Source organism: Bacillus sp. DNRA2, assembly GCF_012843265.1.
Lineage (GTDB): Bacteria > Bacillota > Bacilli > Bacillales > Cytobacillaceae > Bacillus_BU.
On the sequence record NZ_JABAIT010000003.1, the window covers coordinates 170,624 to 186,063 of the forward strand.

General features: G+C 42.6%; 11 protein-coding genes. 10 read left to right on the top strand and 1 reads right to left on the bottom strand.

The window, feature by feature from the left end; all coding sequences use genetic code 11:
* The first annotated feature begins 122 nt into the window (after nt 1-122).
* From HHO41_RS04575 to HHO41_RS04615, 9 genes are all read left to right on the top strand, one after another.
* A complete protein-coding gene (locus HHO41_RS04575) occupies nt 123-872 on the top strand; it encodes a DeoR/GlpR family DNA-binding transcription regulator (protein ID WP_169095940.1) in 750 nt (249 codons plus the stop codon).
* Nucleotides 869-1,795 carry a 1-phosphofructokinase gene (pfkB, locus tag HHO41_RS04580; protein WP_169095942.1) on the top strand — a complete coding sequence of 309 codons (927 nt, stop codon included), beginning with the start codon at nt 869-871 and terminating at the stop codon, nt 1,793-1,795. Before HHO41_RS04575 ends, pfkB begins: the two co-directional genes overlap by 4 nt.
* Nucleotides 1,792-3,675 carry a PTS fructose transporter subunit IIABC gene (locus HHO41_RS04585; RefSeq protein WP_169095944.1) on the top strand — a complete coding sequence of 628 codons (1,884 nt, stop codon included), beginning with the start codon at nt 1,792-1,794 and terminating at the stop codon, nt 3,673-3,675. The genes pfkB and HHO41_RS04585 overlap by 4 nt, the downstream gene beginning before the upstream one ends.
* Before the next feature lie 491 nt (nt 3,676-4,166).
* Nucleotides 4,167-5,708, top strand: a complete 1,542-nt coding sequence (gene miaB / locus HHO41_RS04590; RefSeq protein WP_169095946.1) for a tRNA (N6-isopentenyl adenosine(37)-C2)-methylthiotransferase MiaB — start codon at nt 4,167-4,169, stop codon at nt 5,706-5,708.
* 4 nt (nt 5,709-5,712) lie between these two features.
* Nucleotides 5,713-6,144 carry a YlbF/YmcA family competence regulator gene (locus HHO41_RS04595; RefSeq protein WP_169095948.1) on the top strand — a complete coding sequence of 144 codons (432 nt, stop codon included), beginning with the start codon at nt 5,713-5,715 and terminating at the stop codon, nt 6,142-6,144.
* Between the two features lie 468 nt (nt 6,145-6,612).
* A complete protein-coding gene (locus HHO41_RS04600; RefSeq protein WP_169095950.1) occupies nt 6,613-7,155 on the top strand; it encodes an outer spore coat protein CotE in 543 nt (180 codons plus the stop codon).
* A gap of 315 nt (nt 7,156-7,470) precedes the next feature.
* The gene (gene mutS / locus HHO41_RS04605) at nt 7,471-10,200 is read left to right on the top strand and encodes a DNA mismatch repair protein MutS (protein WP_169095952.1); all 2,730 of its coding nucleotides are present in this window, start codon (nt 7,471-7,473) and stop codon (nt 10,198-10,200) included.
* Nucleotides 10,201-10,278: 78 nt separating this feature from the next.
* Nucleotides 10,279-12,228 carry a DNA mismatch repair endonuclease MutL gene (gene mutL, locus HHO41_RS04610; protein WP_169095954.1) on the top strand — a complete coding sequence of 650 codons (1,950 nt, stop codon included), beginning with the start codon at nt 10,279-10,281 and terminating at the stop codon, nt 12,226-12,228.
* Nucleotides 12,229-12,323: 95 nt separating this feature from the next.
* Nucleotides 12,324-12,788, top strand: a complete 465-nt coding sequence (locus HHO41_RS04615; protein WP_348981218.1) for a hypothetical protein — start codon at nt 12,324-12,326, stop codon at nt 12,786-12,788.
* Nucleotides 12,789-13,103: 315 nt separating this feature from the next.
* Here HHO41_RS04615 and mreBH read toward each other — a convergent pair whose 3' ends face one another.
* A complete protein-coding gene (gene mreBH / locus HHO41_RS04620; RefSeq protein ID WP_169095958.1) occupies nt 13,104-14,120 on the bottom strand; it encodes a rod-share determining protein MreBH in 1,017 nt (338 codons plus the stop codon).
* Between the two features lie 340 nt (nt 14,121-14,460).
* Here mreBH and miaA point away from each other — a divergent pair, with 340 nt between their 5' ends.
* Nucleotides 14,461-15,414 carry a tRNA (adenosine(37)-N6)-dimethylallyltransferase MiaA gene (gene miaA / locus HHO41_RS04625; protein WP_169095960.1) on the top strand — a complete coding sequence of 318 codons (954 nt, stop codon included), beginning with the start codon at nt 14,461-14,463 and terminating at the stop codon, nt 15,412-15,414.
* The last annotated feature ends 26 nt before the right edge of the window (nt 15,415-15,440 follow it).

Consider the following 15,440-nt stretch of genomic DNA (forward strand, 5'->3'; position numbering starts at 1 on the left):
GAGGGAAATGCTAGAATCGTTCATAATCTGTCAAAAATGATGATAGTTTTTGAATGTTAATGATAGAAAATGATTGATTTTTGCAATCGGTTACAGTAAGATATCTACAAAGAGGTGAGAAAATGTTAACTCCAGAACGTCACCAACTAATTTTAACAATTTTAAAAGAAAAACATACCGTCAAAATTAACGAGTTAGTTGAACTAACAAACAGTTCAGAATCAACAATTCGTCGCGATTTAACGCAATTAGAAGAAGAAAAGCATTTAAAAAGGATTCACGGTGGTGCGCAAAGATTGCAAGGGAAACTGCAGGAAATGAGCATGACTGAAAAATCAACCAAAAACCTTCAAACAAAAAAATCAATCGCTCAATTTGCTGCAAACCTAGTGGAAGAAGGAGATTGCATTTATCTTGATGCTGGTTCGACGATAGTAGAGATGATTCCATTTTTACCAAATGGAATTGTCGTAGTAACAAATGGTTTAATGCATGTTGCACCGCTGATGGAAAAGGAAATTGACCTTTTTCTAATTGGCGGACATACAAAAAAGAAAACTGGAGCAGTCATAGGACGTGGAGCGCTCTTAAGTCTTGATCAATATCGCTTCGACAAATGCTTCCTTGGTGTGAATGGAATCCATTCCCAATACGGATTCACCACTCCTGACCAAGAAGAAGCGATGGTAAAGCAAAAAGCGCTCGAATTATCGCGTGAGACATTTGTGCTTGCCGATGACTCGAAATTCTCAGAAATCGCTTTTGCGAAAATCGCTGACCTCCACAAGGCAACGATTATTACCAATGAACTGGATCCAGACACAAAAGAAATTTATCAAAGTAAAACTACGATTAAGGTTGTGACAGCATGATTTTTACCGTAACGTTAAACCCTTCAGTAGACTATATTGTTCAATTAGATAACCCTCAGCTAGGAAAGCTAAATCGTTCTAATCATGAGGACAAGTTTCCAGGCGGAAAAGGAATCAATGTCTCGCGGGTTCTGAAAAGAATGGGTGTCGACAGTAAACCGCTCGGATTCATCGGGGGCTTTACCGGTCAATACATCGAAGATTATCTTCTCCAAGAAGAAATCGTTCCAGATTTTGTCAAAGTAAGGGAAGACACAAGAATTAACATAAAGCTAAAATCCGAAACCGAAACGGAAATTAACGCAAAAGGCCCACAAATATCTGCCGCTGATTTTCAGACGCTTAAGGATAAAATCAAGCAGTTAACAGCACAGGACATGCTTGTGTTGGCTGGCAGCATCCCAGCAACACTTCCAGCGTCAACTTACGAAGAATTGGTACAGCTTTGTGCGGAAAATGGGACGAACTTTATCGTCGATGCTGAAGGTGAGTTATTAACGAAGGTTCTCGCTTATCACCCTTTTTTAATCAAGCCCAATCATCACGAGCTTGGTGAAATTTTTGAAACGCAAATTACAACCTGTGAACAAGCGATCGCATATGGAAGAAAACTCATTGAACAAGGTGCACAAAATGTCATTGTCTCCCTGGCAGGTGATGGTGCTGTTTTTATCAATAAAGAAATTTCATTGATTGCTAATGTTCCAAGTGGTGAGGTTAAAAGTTCAGTTGGGGCAGGGGATTCAATGGTTGCTGGGTTTTTAGCAAAGTATGCAGAAACAAACGATGTTAAGTTGGCTTTTCAATATAGCGTGGCATCAGGAAGCGCAACGGCCTTTTCAATCGGCCTGTGCAGTCCTGAAGAAGTGGAGCAACTACAAGAATTTGTGAAGATACAACAATATGAGGAGAGAGCCCGATGAAAATCACACAAATGTTAACAGAAGAGACCATTACTTTATCAATCTCCGGAAATAGCAAAATGAATGCCATTGATGCACTTGTCGACGTGTTAGATCGTGCAGGCAAACTGTCAGATAAAAAAGAGTATAAAAAAGCGATTATCGCTCGCGAAGAGCAAAGTACAACTGGAATCGGTGAAGGAATTGCCATCCCACATGCGAAGACAACTGCGGTAAAACAAGCAGCGATTGCCTTTGGTAAATCTGAGCAAGGTGTTGATTATCAATCACTTGACGGCAGGCCAGCCCACTTGTTTTTCATGATTGCAGCCCCTGAAGGTGCAAATAATACACACCTAGAGGCGTTATCTCGACTTTCTTCCATTTTAATGAATGAGGATGCTCGGGAAAAACTTCGCAATGCGGCAACTGCAAAAGAGGTTGTTGCGATTATTGATAGTTATGACCGTGAAGATGAGCAAGAAGAACAAAGCATGACCAATAAAAGCCAATTCATCGTTGCTGTAACGGCCTGCCCAACTGGAATTGCCCATACGTATATGGCGGCAGATTCCCTCCGCGCTAAAGCTAGTGAATTAGGAATTGATATTAAAGTGGAAACAAATGGTTCAGGCGGAGCAAAGAATGTGCTAACTCCTGATGAAATCGAAAGAGCAACAGCCGTCATCGTCGCTGCTGATACAAAGGTGGAGATGGCTCGCTTCAAAGGAAAGCGCGTAATCGAAACCGCAGTGGCTGATGGAATTCGCAAACCTCAGGAATTAATTACTCGTGCTGTAAACCAAGATGCCCCTGTATATCAGGGCGCAGCAGGTGATGCTACCGAAAGAACAACAGGTCAGCAAAAAGGTAAAGGTGTTGGAGCAACTATTTATAAGCATTTAATGAATGGTGTTTCTAATATGCTTCCTTTCGTAGTCGGTGGCGGAATTCTAATCGCGATATCGTTCATGTTTGGTTATAAGGCATTTGACCCTGAGGACCCTACTTATAATGTAATCGCTGAAGCGCTGATGACAATTGGTGGTGGAAGTGGCGCATTTGGGTTCATCGTACCAGTATTAGCTGGATTTATCGCGATGAGTATTGCTGATCGTCCCGGCTTTGCACCAGGTATGGTCGGCGGAATTTTAGCATCAGCAGGTGGTGCTGGCTTCTTAGGTGGAATGATCGCCGGTTTCTTAGCTGGTTATCTCGTTGTCGGTTTAAAGAAAGCTTTACAAGGTTTACCAGCATCGCTTGAAGGGATTAAAACCATCCTGTTATATCCGTTGTTAGGTATTGCTTTGACTGGCTTTATTATGGTTTTCGCAATCAATAAGCCTGTAGGTTTGCTCAATAGTGCGATTACCGATTGGTTATCCGGTATCGGAACTGGAAATGCTGTGGTACTTGGTATGATTCTTGGCTTAATGATGGCGTTTGATATGGGTGGCCCGGTTAATAAAGCTGCTTACGTGTTTGGAACTGGACTTTTAGCAAATGGCGTTTATGAGCCGATGGCTGCGATTATGGCTGCAGGAATGGTGCCGCCGCTAGCGATTGCCGTCGCGACAACATTATTTAAGAATAAATTCACTAAACAAGAAAAAGATGCAGGTAAAGCCAATTATATTATGGGCTTATCGTTTATTACTGAAGGCGCGATTCCATTTGCTGCCGCTGACCCGATTCGTGTGATTCCATCGGTTATGGCCGGGGCTGCTGTAACAGGTGCATTATCGATGATGTTCCATATTGGTATTCGAGCTCCACACGGTGGTATGTTCGTAGTTCCATTAGTAGATGGCAACTGGTTAATGTATCTAGTGGCGATTTTCGCTGGAACACTCGTTAGTGCACTATTAATCGGATTTTTGAAGAAACCTGTTACGGAATAGGTGGAAGAACGGCAGCGCTGAGTCGCTGCCGTTTTTATTTGGGGTAGGGGTGACAAAGTGGTGTGTGTGTGTCGTAATTCGTCGAAAATCGGATAAACCGCCTAATTCGTCGGATAAACGGGCCCAAACGTCGGATAAACTCCAATATTCATCGGATAAACGGGCGAAATCGTCGGATAAACCGCCCGAAACGTCGGATAAACCATCAGACGGGCTTCCAATTGATCCTGAAATTGTCGCTAAAACCCAGAAATGCGTGTATCTGGATAGAAACTGGTGATAAACAATCTTTCCTTGCAATCCCCCGCAACGGAAAGGATTTTTATTGTTTTCGGGCATTTTTGCCTATATACTATTATAATGTGTATGGGTTTTGTCACTTATGGAATTAATGGCTAGTAAGTGATTTTTTATTTTAAAAAAATAAGCTAGACAAACGAGCATGCCCAAAGGTTCACTTTATTGTAAAATGGAAGGAGCAAGACAGTTCAATGAATGAAAAGCAACGTTTAGAAGGTCAACAAGTGGAGGCGGCTAATTCTTCGGACAAAAAATCCGCAAAGGATTACAGCCAATACTTTCAGACTGTGTACGCGCAACCGTCCTTAAAAGAAGCGAAATCGCGCGGGAAGGAAGAAGTCAAGTACCATAAGGACTTCGAAATCCCTGAAGAATTCCGCGGTATGGGCGATGGTAAAAAGTTCTATATTCGCACTTATGGCTGTCAAATGAATGAGCATGATACGGAAGTTATGGCCGGGATTTTCCTAAGCCTTGGCTATGAGCCGACTGATTCAGTTGAAGATGCGAATGTGATTCTGTTAAACACCTGTGCAATCCGTGAAAATGCCGAGAATAAAGTGTTTGGTGAAATCGGCCACTTAAAGCCGTTAAAATTGGAAAAGCCAGACTTACTGCTTGGTGTTTGCGGCTGTATGTCACAGGAAGAATCTGTAGTAAACAAGATTCTTTCAAAACATCAACATGTGGACATGATTTTTGGAACTCACAACATTCACCGTTTGCCGCATATCCTTCAAGAGGCGTATATGTCGAAGGAAATGGTCGTGGAAGTGTGGTCCAAGGAAGGCGATGTCATTGAAAACCTTCCGAAAGTGCGTCGTGGCAATATTAAAGGTTGGGTTAACATTATGTACGGCTGTGATAAGTTTTGTACGTATTGTATAGTGCCATTTACGCGTGGTAAGGAAAGAAGTCGTCGTCCTGATGATATTATCCAAGAAGTGCGTAACTTGGCCGCTCAGGGTTATCAAGAAATTACCCTCCTGGGTCAAAATGTAAACGCATATGGGAAAGATTTTTCCGATATGAAATACGGTTTGGGTGACCTAATGGAAGAAATCCGCCATATTGGGATTCCGCGCATTCGTTTTACAACAAGTCACCCTCGCGATTTCGATGATCATTTAATCGAAGTATTGGCGAAAAAGGGCAATCTCATGGAGCATATTCACCTGCCAGTGCAATCAGGTTCTACTGATGTATTAAAGATTATGGCGCGTAAATACGACCGTGAGCAATATTTAGAGCTTGTTCGTAAAATCAAAAATGCGATTCCTGACGTCGCATTAACCACTGATATTATTGTCGGTTATCCAAACGAAACCGATGAGCAATTTGAAGAAACATTATCACTTTACCGCGAAGTTGGCTATGAGGCAGCATACACGTTTATTTACTCACCTCGTGAAGGGACACCTGCTGCAAAAATGGTCGACAATGTGCCATTGAAAGTGAAAAAAGAACGGTTACAACGTCTCAACAACCTTGTGAATGAACTTTCTGCTGAGGCGCTCAAAAAATATCAAGGACAAATTGTTGAAGTGCTAGTTGAAGGGGAAAGCAAGAATAATCCAGACGTATTAGCTGGTTATACTCGCAAAAGCAAACTAGTTAACTTCATCGGTCCAAAAACGGTAATTGGAAAAATTGTGAAGGTCAAGATTACTGATTGCAAAACATGGTCATTAAACGGAGAAATCGTAGAAGAATTAGAACAAGTAGAGGTGTAGGGGAATGGCGAAATATACAAAAGATGATATCATTCAACGTGCAGCTGAGATTGCACAAATGATTGCTGAAACAGAAGAGGTAGAATTTTTCAAAAAAGCGGAAGCAAAAATTCATGCAAATGAAAAAGTTGCGCAAACGATTAAAACGATTAAAGGCTTGCAAAAACAAGCTGTCAATCTTCAACATTACGGCAAGGAAAATGCATTGCAAAATGTAGAAGAAAAAATCGCTAAATTGGAAGCGGAGCTAGATGAACTTCCAATCGTACAAGAATTTAAGCAATCACAAATTGATGTGAATGATTTACTTCAAATTATCGCTTCAACGATCTCAAACACAGTAACAGACGAAATCATCACTTCTACAGGTGGGGATGTTCTCCAAGGCAAAACAGGTGCTGCTGTCGAGAACGAGCACTGCCACCACGATCATTAATCATTAGCAGGGGATTGGGATGAAAATATTCCAATCCTCTTTTTTATTTGGAAAATAAGCTTATGTTTTGAAGCGTTATTTAGGAGTGTGGCTATGTTTGGAGGAGGTCTCTCGCAAAAGTAGCGCCAATAGCGTGGATTGGAGCTATATTTGGAGGAGGTCCCTCGCAAAAGTAGCACCAATAGCGTGTATTGAAGCGATATTTGGAGGAAGTCCCCTGAAAAAGTAGCACCAATAGCGTGGATTGGAGCTATATTTGGAGATGGTCCTCTGAAAAAGTAGCGCCTATTTTTACTTTTAAATTTTTGTAGGAATCTTTTTGGGACAGCCGATTTTTCGGAACCACTCATCGTAAAATTCATACTATGAACTATGCCTAAACTTTTACCGCAAGGGTTAAAATTGTCGCACACTAGTCTAATATCTCGCATAGGATGAATTGAAAATGAATGAGGAGGTTCGCTCGCAATGGGAGAATACAGAGAGATTATTACAAAAGCGGTTGTGGCGAAGGGTCGTAAATATACACAGTCTAAACACACGATATGCCCTGATCACGATCCGTCCAGCATTCTCGGCTGTTGGATCATTAACCATAAATACGAGGCGAAAAAGGTCGGTAAAACTGTAGAAATCAAGGGGACTTATGACATTAACGTTTGGTACTCTTATTGTGATAATACAAAGACGGAAGTTGTTACTGAGCGTGTCAGCTACGAGGATGTTGTAAAGCTTAAGAACCGTGATCCTGGCAGTTTTGATGATCAAGAGGTTATTGCTCGCGTTCTGCAGCAGCCAAATTGCTGCGAAGCGGTCATTTCCCAAAGTGGCAATAAAATCATTGTCCATGTTGAAAGAGAGTTCCTGGTTGAAGTGATTGGTGAAACAAAGGTTTGTGTAGCCGTCAATCCAGGCAAATGTGTCAGCAAAGATGATGATTGGGGAATGGATTTGGATGATGAGTTCAAGGATATCAATCCTGATTTCCTTAAAGAGAAAAAGGAAAAGTAACCAAAGACTAGGAAGGTCCTACTTCCTAGTTTTTCTTTTTTAATGTATGCACGGGATTTGGACTTAAACATCGTTTTTGGTTTTGGCAAATAAATCGGGATTTTGGCAAATAAATCTCGATTTTGGCAAGTAAATCAGGATTTTGGCAAATAAAATTGCAAATTGGCAAATAAATCACTAAAAGGATTAAGAGATTTAATCGCCATTTCCATTTCAATCAAAATAGGTAAAGGTTTCTTATCTTCACGCTGTGACCGTTATGGTATAATTAATTGTCGAAAATGAACAGATAGATTGAAAACGTTGGAGGAAATTATGGCAGCATACACCCCGATGATACAACAATATTTACAAGTAAAGGCAGACTACCAAGATGCCTTTTTATTTTTTCGCCTAGGCGATTTTTACGAAATGTTCTTTGAGGATGCCATCAAAGCATCACAGGAACTCGAAATAACCCTAACGAGCCGGGACGGTGGCTCAACGGAGCGAATCCCGATGTGCGGCGTGCCCCACCACTCGGCTGCTCAATACATTGATCAACTGATTGAAAAGGGCTACAAAGTCGCAATTTGCGATCAGGTCGAAGACCCCCGCCAAGCAAAAGGAGTCGTAAAGCGCGAGGTTGTTCAACTCATCACGCCGGGAACGATGATGGAAGGGCGTGGCTTGAGTGAAAAAGAAAACAATTACCTCGCATCGATTTCGATTTTTGCTGACGGAACGTATGGATTTGCTTATAATGACTTATCTACTGGAGAAAATCGCGTAGCTCTCCTCGCCGGAAATTTTGAAGAAGTGCTCAATGAACTATCGATTTCGGGTGCTAAGGAAGTTGTCGTTGCATCAAACTTTCCTGACGAGCTGCACCGGAAAATTCGCGAGCGGGCAGTGGTGACACTTTCGATTGAAGATGATGTCAACATGGCTGATTTTTATGAGCCATTGCTGAAAAATGTAGAACAGCCAAACATGCGTCAGGCGGTTGTGCGCTTGCTCAATTACCTATATCGGACGCAAAAGCGCAGCCTGGACCATTTGCAGCCAGTCCAGCCTTATGAAGTCCAGCAATTTATGAAAATTGACTATTACTCTAAGCGAAACCTGGAGTTAACGGAGACGATTCGCTCAAAAGGGAAAAAGGGTTCGCTGTTATGGTTATTAGATGAAACGAAAACGGCCATGGGTGGCCGGTTATTAAAGCAATGGATTGATCGTCCGTTGATCAATCGCACGGAAATCGAGCGCCGTCATGCTCTTGTTGATACGTTTATGACGCACTATTTTGAGCGACAAGATCTTCGTGAAAAATTAACCGAGGTGTACGATCTCGAACGGCTGTCCGGACGGGTTGCGTTTGGGAACGTAAATGCTCGTGATTTAGTTCAGCTGAAGCGCTCGTTATGGCAAATTCCTTTCATTAAGGAGCTGCTTAAAAGTCTCCCGAATGAGATGGCTGTGCAACTAGGTGAAGCACTTGACCCATGTGAGGAAGTAACCGATCTCTTAGAACGGGCATTAGTGGAAAATCCACCCCTTTCGATAAAAGAAGGAAATATCATTCAAGATGGCTATAATCAGGAGCTTGATACTTACCGCGATGCCAGCCGTAACGGCAAGACCTGGATTGCCCAGCTTGAGCGACAGGAACGTGAAAAAACGGGCATCAAATCGCTGAAAATCGGTTATAACCGCGTGTTTGGCTATTATATTGAAATTACGCGGGCAAACCTTCATTTGCTTGCTAATGACCAATATGAGCGGAAACAAACACTATCGAATGCTGAGCGCTTTATCACACCTGAGTTGAAGGAAAAAGAGGCTTTAATTTTACAAGCTGAGGAAAAAATCGTTGAGCTTGAATATCAGTTGTTTACAGAAATCCGCGAAAAAATTAAAGAATATATCCCGAACCTGCAGGGTTTAGCAAAAAAAATCAGTGCGCTTGATGTGCTGCAATGCTTTGCGACCGTCAGTGAAGAGCGGCATTATGTGAAGCCGGAGTTTTCAGAAGAACGCAGAATTTATTTGAAGGATGGCCGTCATCCGGTTGTCGAAAAGGTGATGAACGCCCAGGAGTACGTACCGAATGACTGCTACATGGATAATGAGCGCGAAATATTGTTAATCACCGGACCGAATATGTCTGGTAAAAGTACGTACATGCGTCAGGTTGCCTTAACTGCTATCTTAGCGCAAATCGGCTGTTATGTTCCCGCTAGTGAGGCGGTGTTGCCGATTTTTGACCAAGTATTTACGAGAATTGGCGCTGCCGATGATTTAATATCTGGTCAAAGTACGTTCATGGTTGAAATGTTGGAAGCGAAAAATGCGATTACAAATGCAACGGCTTCAAGCTTAATTTTATTCGATGAAATCGGACGGGGGACCTCAACATACGATGGTATGGCGTTAGCGCAGGCGATGATTGAATATATTCATGAACGGATTGGTGCGAAAACGTTATTCTCAACCCATTATCATGAATTAACGGTTCTTGATGAAACGTTGCCACGCTTGAAAAACGTTCACGTCAGTGCGGTCGAGCAAAATGGCAAGGTTGTCTTCCTTCATAAAATTAAGGAAGGAGCTGCCGATAAGAGCTACGGAATTCATGTCGCCGAGCTTGCCGAATTGCCGCGCGAAGTGATTACTCGGGCCAATGAAATCCTACGGGCCCTTGAAGCGAAAGCTGGGGATACTGAACATGAGATTCCGGCACTTAAACAGCCTGTAGCAGAAAGTAAACCATCCGAAGCAGAGCAGCATGTTGCGGTAGAACCGAAATCGCAGCCAGCTGTTGAGCCTCGAAATGAAGCGGAAACTCGGCCAGCCTCGGAGGCGCAATTAGATGCAAAATCGCAGGTAATCGAAGAGGCACAGCTTTCCTTCTTTACAGAAATGGAGCAGCCGAAAAAGAAAGAAAAAGAGCTCGATAGTAAGGAACGGAAGGTCATTGAGCAATTAAAGGAACTAAATCTATTAGATATGACGCCGCTTCAAGCGCTGAACACATTGTACGAGCTGCATAAGAAAATTAAATGATCCTGCTAGTTTTCGGGGAAAGCCAATATTAGCTTAATTTTAGCAATGAAAATATCAGCTGTGTTTGGAGGTGAGCTTATGGGGAAAATTATTCTGTTAGATGACGCATTATCAAATAAAATTGCCGCCGGTGAAGTGGTCGAGCGACCTGCATCGGTTGTGAAAGAATTAGTAGAAAACTCGATTGACGCCGGAAGCAGCATTATTGAAATCGACGTCGAAGAGGCAGGACTTGCCAAAATCAGAATTATTGATAACGGAGCAGGAATCGAGGAAGAGGATGTGCTGCTCGCTTTTCAGCGCCATGCCACCAGTAAAATCAAGGACGAAAAGGATTTGTTCCGTATTAAAACGCTCGGCTTCCGCGGTGAGGCATTGCCGAGTATCGCCTCCGTTTCAAGGTTGGAGCTCAAGACCTCAACCGGAACTAGTGCCGGAACACGGGTAATTATTGAAGGGAATCAGCTCGTCACCCATGAGAAAGCGCCGAGTCGTAAAGGGACCGACATAACTGTTACGGATTTATTTTTCAATACACCGGCTCGCTTGAAATATATGAAAACGATTCATACTGAGCTTGGGAATATTACTGATTTGGTGAACCGACTTGCGCTCGCACATCCTGAAGTATCGTTCCGGTTGACACATAACGGTAGGCAGCTGCTTCACACGAACGGAAATGGCGATGTCCGCCAAGTGCTCGCGGCGATTTATGGGATGAATATCGTCAAAATGATGGTGCCGATTTCTGGCTCATCCTTGGATTTTACGGTGAATGGTTATATTTCCATGCCTGAAGTGACCCGAGCATCACGTAACTATATCTCGACGATGATAAATGGCCGTTTTATTAAAAATTATTCATTAGTCAAAGCGATTCAAGAAGGCTATCATACATTATTGCCGATTGGCCGTTTTCCGATTGTGATGCTCAATATCGTGATGGACCCGATTTTAGTCGATGTCAACGTCCATCCATCTAAGCTAGAAGTCCGGTTAAGCAAGGAGCAGGAATTAAATCAATTGGTTAGCTCGTTGATTAAGGATGTATTTAAAAAGAAGGAACTCATTCCTTCAGGCTTTACTGCTCCTAAAATCGAAAAGCCAAAAACTGAGCAAACTTTTTTGGAGCTCGATCACATGCCGGTTGCTGCTGAACCTGTACCGGCACGTAAAATAAATATTGAAGAGACTTCTGATGTTTCTGAGCGGAGAGCTGTTGAGCAAGTGATTCAAGAGAAAAGACCTGTTTTTCCGGACTTTAGTATAACTGGTTCAGGATATGTGCAAAAATCAGTCCCGACAGTTGAACCAGAACCAGAACAGGGACCTTCTGATATTTTAGATGATGAACCAGTTGAAATCCCGGCAGAAGTGGAAGAGTCTCTAGTTGGAATATCGGCTGAAACAGAAGATTCACAAGCTGTCGAAGACGCGTCACCTTCACGAATTCCGCCGTTTTATCCGATAGGGCAAATGCACGGAACGTATATTTTGGCCCAAAATGATAAGGGATTGTATTTGATCGACCAGCACGCTGCCCAAGAGCGCATCAAATACGAATACTTTAAAGAAAAGGTCGGTCAGGTCGCCAGTGAACTGCAGGAGCTGCTCGTCCCGATTACGCTTGAATACTCAACCGATGAAGCGATAAAAATCAATGAAAATATCGAGGAGCTTGAAAAGGTCGGCGTGTTTTTAGAGGAATTTGGTCTGAATAGTTATATCGTTCGCTCGCATCCAGTTTGGTTTCCAAAGGGTGAGGAAAAAGAAATTATCGAGGATATGATTGAGCAATTGTTAATGATGAAAAAGGTTGATATTAAAAAATTACGCGAGGAAGCGGCAATTATGATGAGCTGTAAAGGCTCCATCAAGGCCAATCGCCATTTGCGAAATGACGAAATTCAAGCGCTCTTGGACAAGTTACGGACGACAACCGACCCATTTACCTGTCCACATGGACGCCCAATCATTATTCATTTTTCAACCTATGAACTTGAAAAAATGTTTAAACGAGTCATGTAATAGCTGAAACAGTTTAATATTTCTCATCGTCTAATAGGATAGAAGGAAATTTTACAACGTTAAGAGAATATGTAGTAGAGATTCTAGTTTGTGAGGTGTTGAGATTGATTGTATTCGGGCTCCTCAGTACATTTTTACCAGCCATAATCATTATTTTTGTTGTTGTTTATGCTGTGAAAAACAAAGAGCAAGGAGGAGAAAACGTGATTCGGCATCTTTATACTTATCTTGTCTTATTCGCGACACTCATGATGGTAATCGGTGGAGGAATCTCGATTTTTATGGCCGCTGCGGACTTAGTCAGTCCAGCAGGCTATTATCAAAGCTTTTCAGATTATCAGCAAATGAGATTGTCAGGGAAGGAACCTGGTGTGACCGACGCAACCGCCCTAACCGAAAAGCAATTACGGAGCGAATATCAGCTAATGGTCGATGATGAGAAGGCTCGTACAAAAGAACGAGCAATCAATCAAATCATTAAAAGCACAGGCTTCATTATTATTCCGCTACCAGTATTTATCTATTTCAATCGGATGAGAAAAAAGATTAAAGAAGAATAGGTAATATAAAAGAGGCTGCAGATTCCTGCAGCCTTTTTAGTTTGTGGTTTTGTGTGGTGGAGCCTTTGACATTTGTCCGAGGAATTGGGGCGATTATCCGACGAATTTGCATGTTTGTCCGCCAAATCTGAGTGTTTATCCGAGCTTTTCGATGGTTTATCCGACGAATTAGGCGATTTATCCGAAAAGCGACACAATTCGACAGTGAAGGCATGTTCAGCAAACCACGCTGACTTCGGCAGAAACCACAACTTCGTCAAACCACCAAACCACAGATCCATCACCACGCAAGTCCACCTAAATCGCACTAACCCCTTATTTCGCTTCCTTCCCGGCAGCTTGCAATAAATTAAAATAGCTTAATGCTTTTCCGGCTCCGAGCGCAACTGATTCGAATGGATTTGGCGCTAAATGCACGGGCACGGATATTTCCGACCACAACCACTGCTCGATTCCTTTAAGTAATGATACGCCTCCTGTTAAAATAACCCCGCGATCGACAATATCACCGCTTAGTTCGGCTGGACAATCTTCCAGTGTTGCCCGAATCGCTTCTAAAATCGCTAATAAGTTTTCCCTTATTGTCTCGTGAATCCCGTAAGACGACAGGGTGACGGTTTTCGGAAGACCGGTTACTAAATCGCGGCCGCGCACTTCCATGAACATTTCTTCATGCTCACGCATGGCGTGTCCAATTTCAATTTTGATTTTTTCAGCGGTAGGTTCACCGATGAGAAGATTAAATTTTTTGCGGACATATTGGACGATATCCGCGTCCATTTGGTCGCCGGCAATCGGAATCGAATGGGCGGCAACGACACCGCCGAAGGAAATAATTCCGACCTCGGTCGTGCCTCCGCCGATATCGACAATCACGTTTGCGACTGGTTCGTCGACGGCTAAACCAGCGCCAATTGCTGCGGCCACCGGTTCTTCGATGATTTGGACTTTCTTGGCCCCGGCATTGCGAACTGCATCCGAGATCGCACGACGGTCAACACTTGTTGAGCCAGTTGGCGTACAGACGATGACATTGGGCTTTCTGATGGTAAGGCCGCCAACTTTCCCTATTTTTTTCAAAATAATTTTAAGCATGTCCGTTGTAATATCAAAATCGGCAATAACTCCGTCCTTGAGCGGGCGAATCGCTTCAATATTTTCCGGTGTCTTTCCGACCATTTCCTTTGCATCTAGACCAACGGCGACGACCTTTTTGGTTAGTTGATCGATTGCTACGACCGTTGGTTCGTTATAAATTACCCCTTTATTTCTGGTTGCAACAAGTATATTGGCTGTTCCTAGATCAATACCAATCTCTGAAGTTGAAATCATTATGTTTTCCCCTATTCTTAAATGAATTTGTACCTTTATATACTTCTTTTGACAAAAGCAGAAATGAGGGGGTTGATAAACAGTTGTTATCAGATTGTTACCTGTTCGTAAACTAGATAAGATATAGTAATATAATACGATTGTGACGGTGGCAACCTGTTGTATAAGCAAGATTTGATTTGGTCATAATGTTTAGGTGTTCATACAAGAGCTTGAATTATGTTAAGATAGGGGGGAAACCGTGCAGCAACGGTAGCGGCAGCGGCAACTGTAAGGGCAAGACTGCTGAAATTGCAGCATGGATTGATATGTGTAATTAGTTAAAGGCAGAGTGAATGTATTGACAAATAAACAAAAAATCATTGTGATTATCGGTCCAACGGCTGTTGGAAAGACGAGGCTCAGTATTGAGTTGGCTCGCGCTTTTGATGGAGAAATCATTAGCGGAGATTCGATGCAGATTTATCGGGGAATGGATATCGGGACCGCAAAAATTAAGCAGGAAGAGATGGAGGGAATCCCCCACCATTTAATCGATATCAAACAACCTGACGAGGAATTTTCTGCGGCTGAGTTTCAAGACTTAGTTCGCGAAAAGATCACGGAAATTTCCACGCGAAAGAAGCTGCCGATTATCGTTGGCGGCACGGGGCTTTATATTCAATCAGCGATTTACGATTATCATTTTTCTGAGGCTCCATCAGATCTTGATTTTCGGCGAAGTTTAGAAAAGCGAGCAGAAGCTCTGGGAAACCAGGCGATACATGATGAATTGATGAAAATTGACCCGAGCAGCGCCGCAGAAATCCATCCGAATAATGTGCGCCGTGTGATTCGAGCGCTGGAAATTTATCATTGCACGGGTAAAACCAAGGAAGAAACACAAGCAAATCAATCACCTGAGCTCATCTATGATACAGCCTTAATCGGGTTAACAATGGAGCGTGATCGTTTATACGAACGGATAAATCAACGCGTTGATCTTATGGTCGAAGAAGGATTGCTTGATGAGGTTCGCACCCTGCACGACCGGGGACTGCGCGATTGCCAATCGATTCAAGCTATCGGCTACAAGGAAATCTATCAGTATTTAGATGAACAAATCAGCTTATCAGATGCAATCGAAATGCTTAAACAAAATTCACGTCGTTATGCCAAGAGGCAATTAACTTGGTTTCGCAACAAAATGCAGGTAAAATGGTTTGATATGGGCGCTAATGTTCCGTTTGAAAAAAAATTCAACGAAATTTCAGCCTATATTGAAGGAAAGCTTCAACTTAAATCGAATACATAATACTAGAGATAAAAGAGGAGGATCAG

What these genes read in the sequence shown, in the direction of transcription:
- mutS (WP_169095952.1), top strand. Translation starts at nt 7,471, where the DNA reads ATGGCAGCATACACCCCGATGATACAACAATATTTACAAGTAAAGGCA.
- pfkB (WP_169095942.1), top strand. Translation starts at nt 869, where the DNA reads ATGATTTTTACCGTAACGTTAAACCCTTCAGTAGACTATATTGTTCAA.
- miaB (WP_169095946.1), top strand. Translation starts at nt 4,167, where the DNA reads ATGAATGAAAAGCAACGTTTAGAAGGTCAACAAGTGGAGGCGGCTAAT.
- HHO41_RS04600 (WP_169095950.1), top strand. Translation starts at nt 6,613, where the DNA reads ATGGGAGAATACAGAGAGATTATTACAAAAGCGGTTGTGGCGAAGGGT.
- mreBH (WP_169095958.1), bottom strand. Translation starts at nt 14,120, where the DNA reads ATGATTTCAACTTCAGAGATTGGTATTGATCTAGGAACAGCCAATATA.
- HHO41_RS04585 (WP_169095944.1), top strand. Translation starts at nt 1,792, where the DNA reads ATGAAAATCACACAAATGTTAACAGAAGAGACCATTACTTTATCAATC.
- HHO41_RS04575 (WP_169095940.1), top strand. Translation starts at nt 123, where the DNA reads ATGTTAACTCCAGAACGTCACCAACTAATTTTAACAATTTTAAAAGAA.
- mutL (WP_169095954.1), top strand. Translation starts at nt 10,279, where the DNA reads ATGGGGAAAATTATTCTGTTAGATGACGCATTATCAAATAAAATTGCC.
- HHO41_RS04595 (WP_169095948.1), top strand. Translation starts at nt 5,713, where the DNA reads ATGGCGAAATATACAAAAGATGATATCATTCAACGTGCAGCTGAGATT.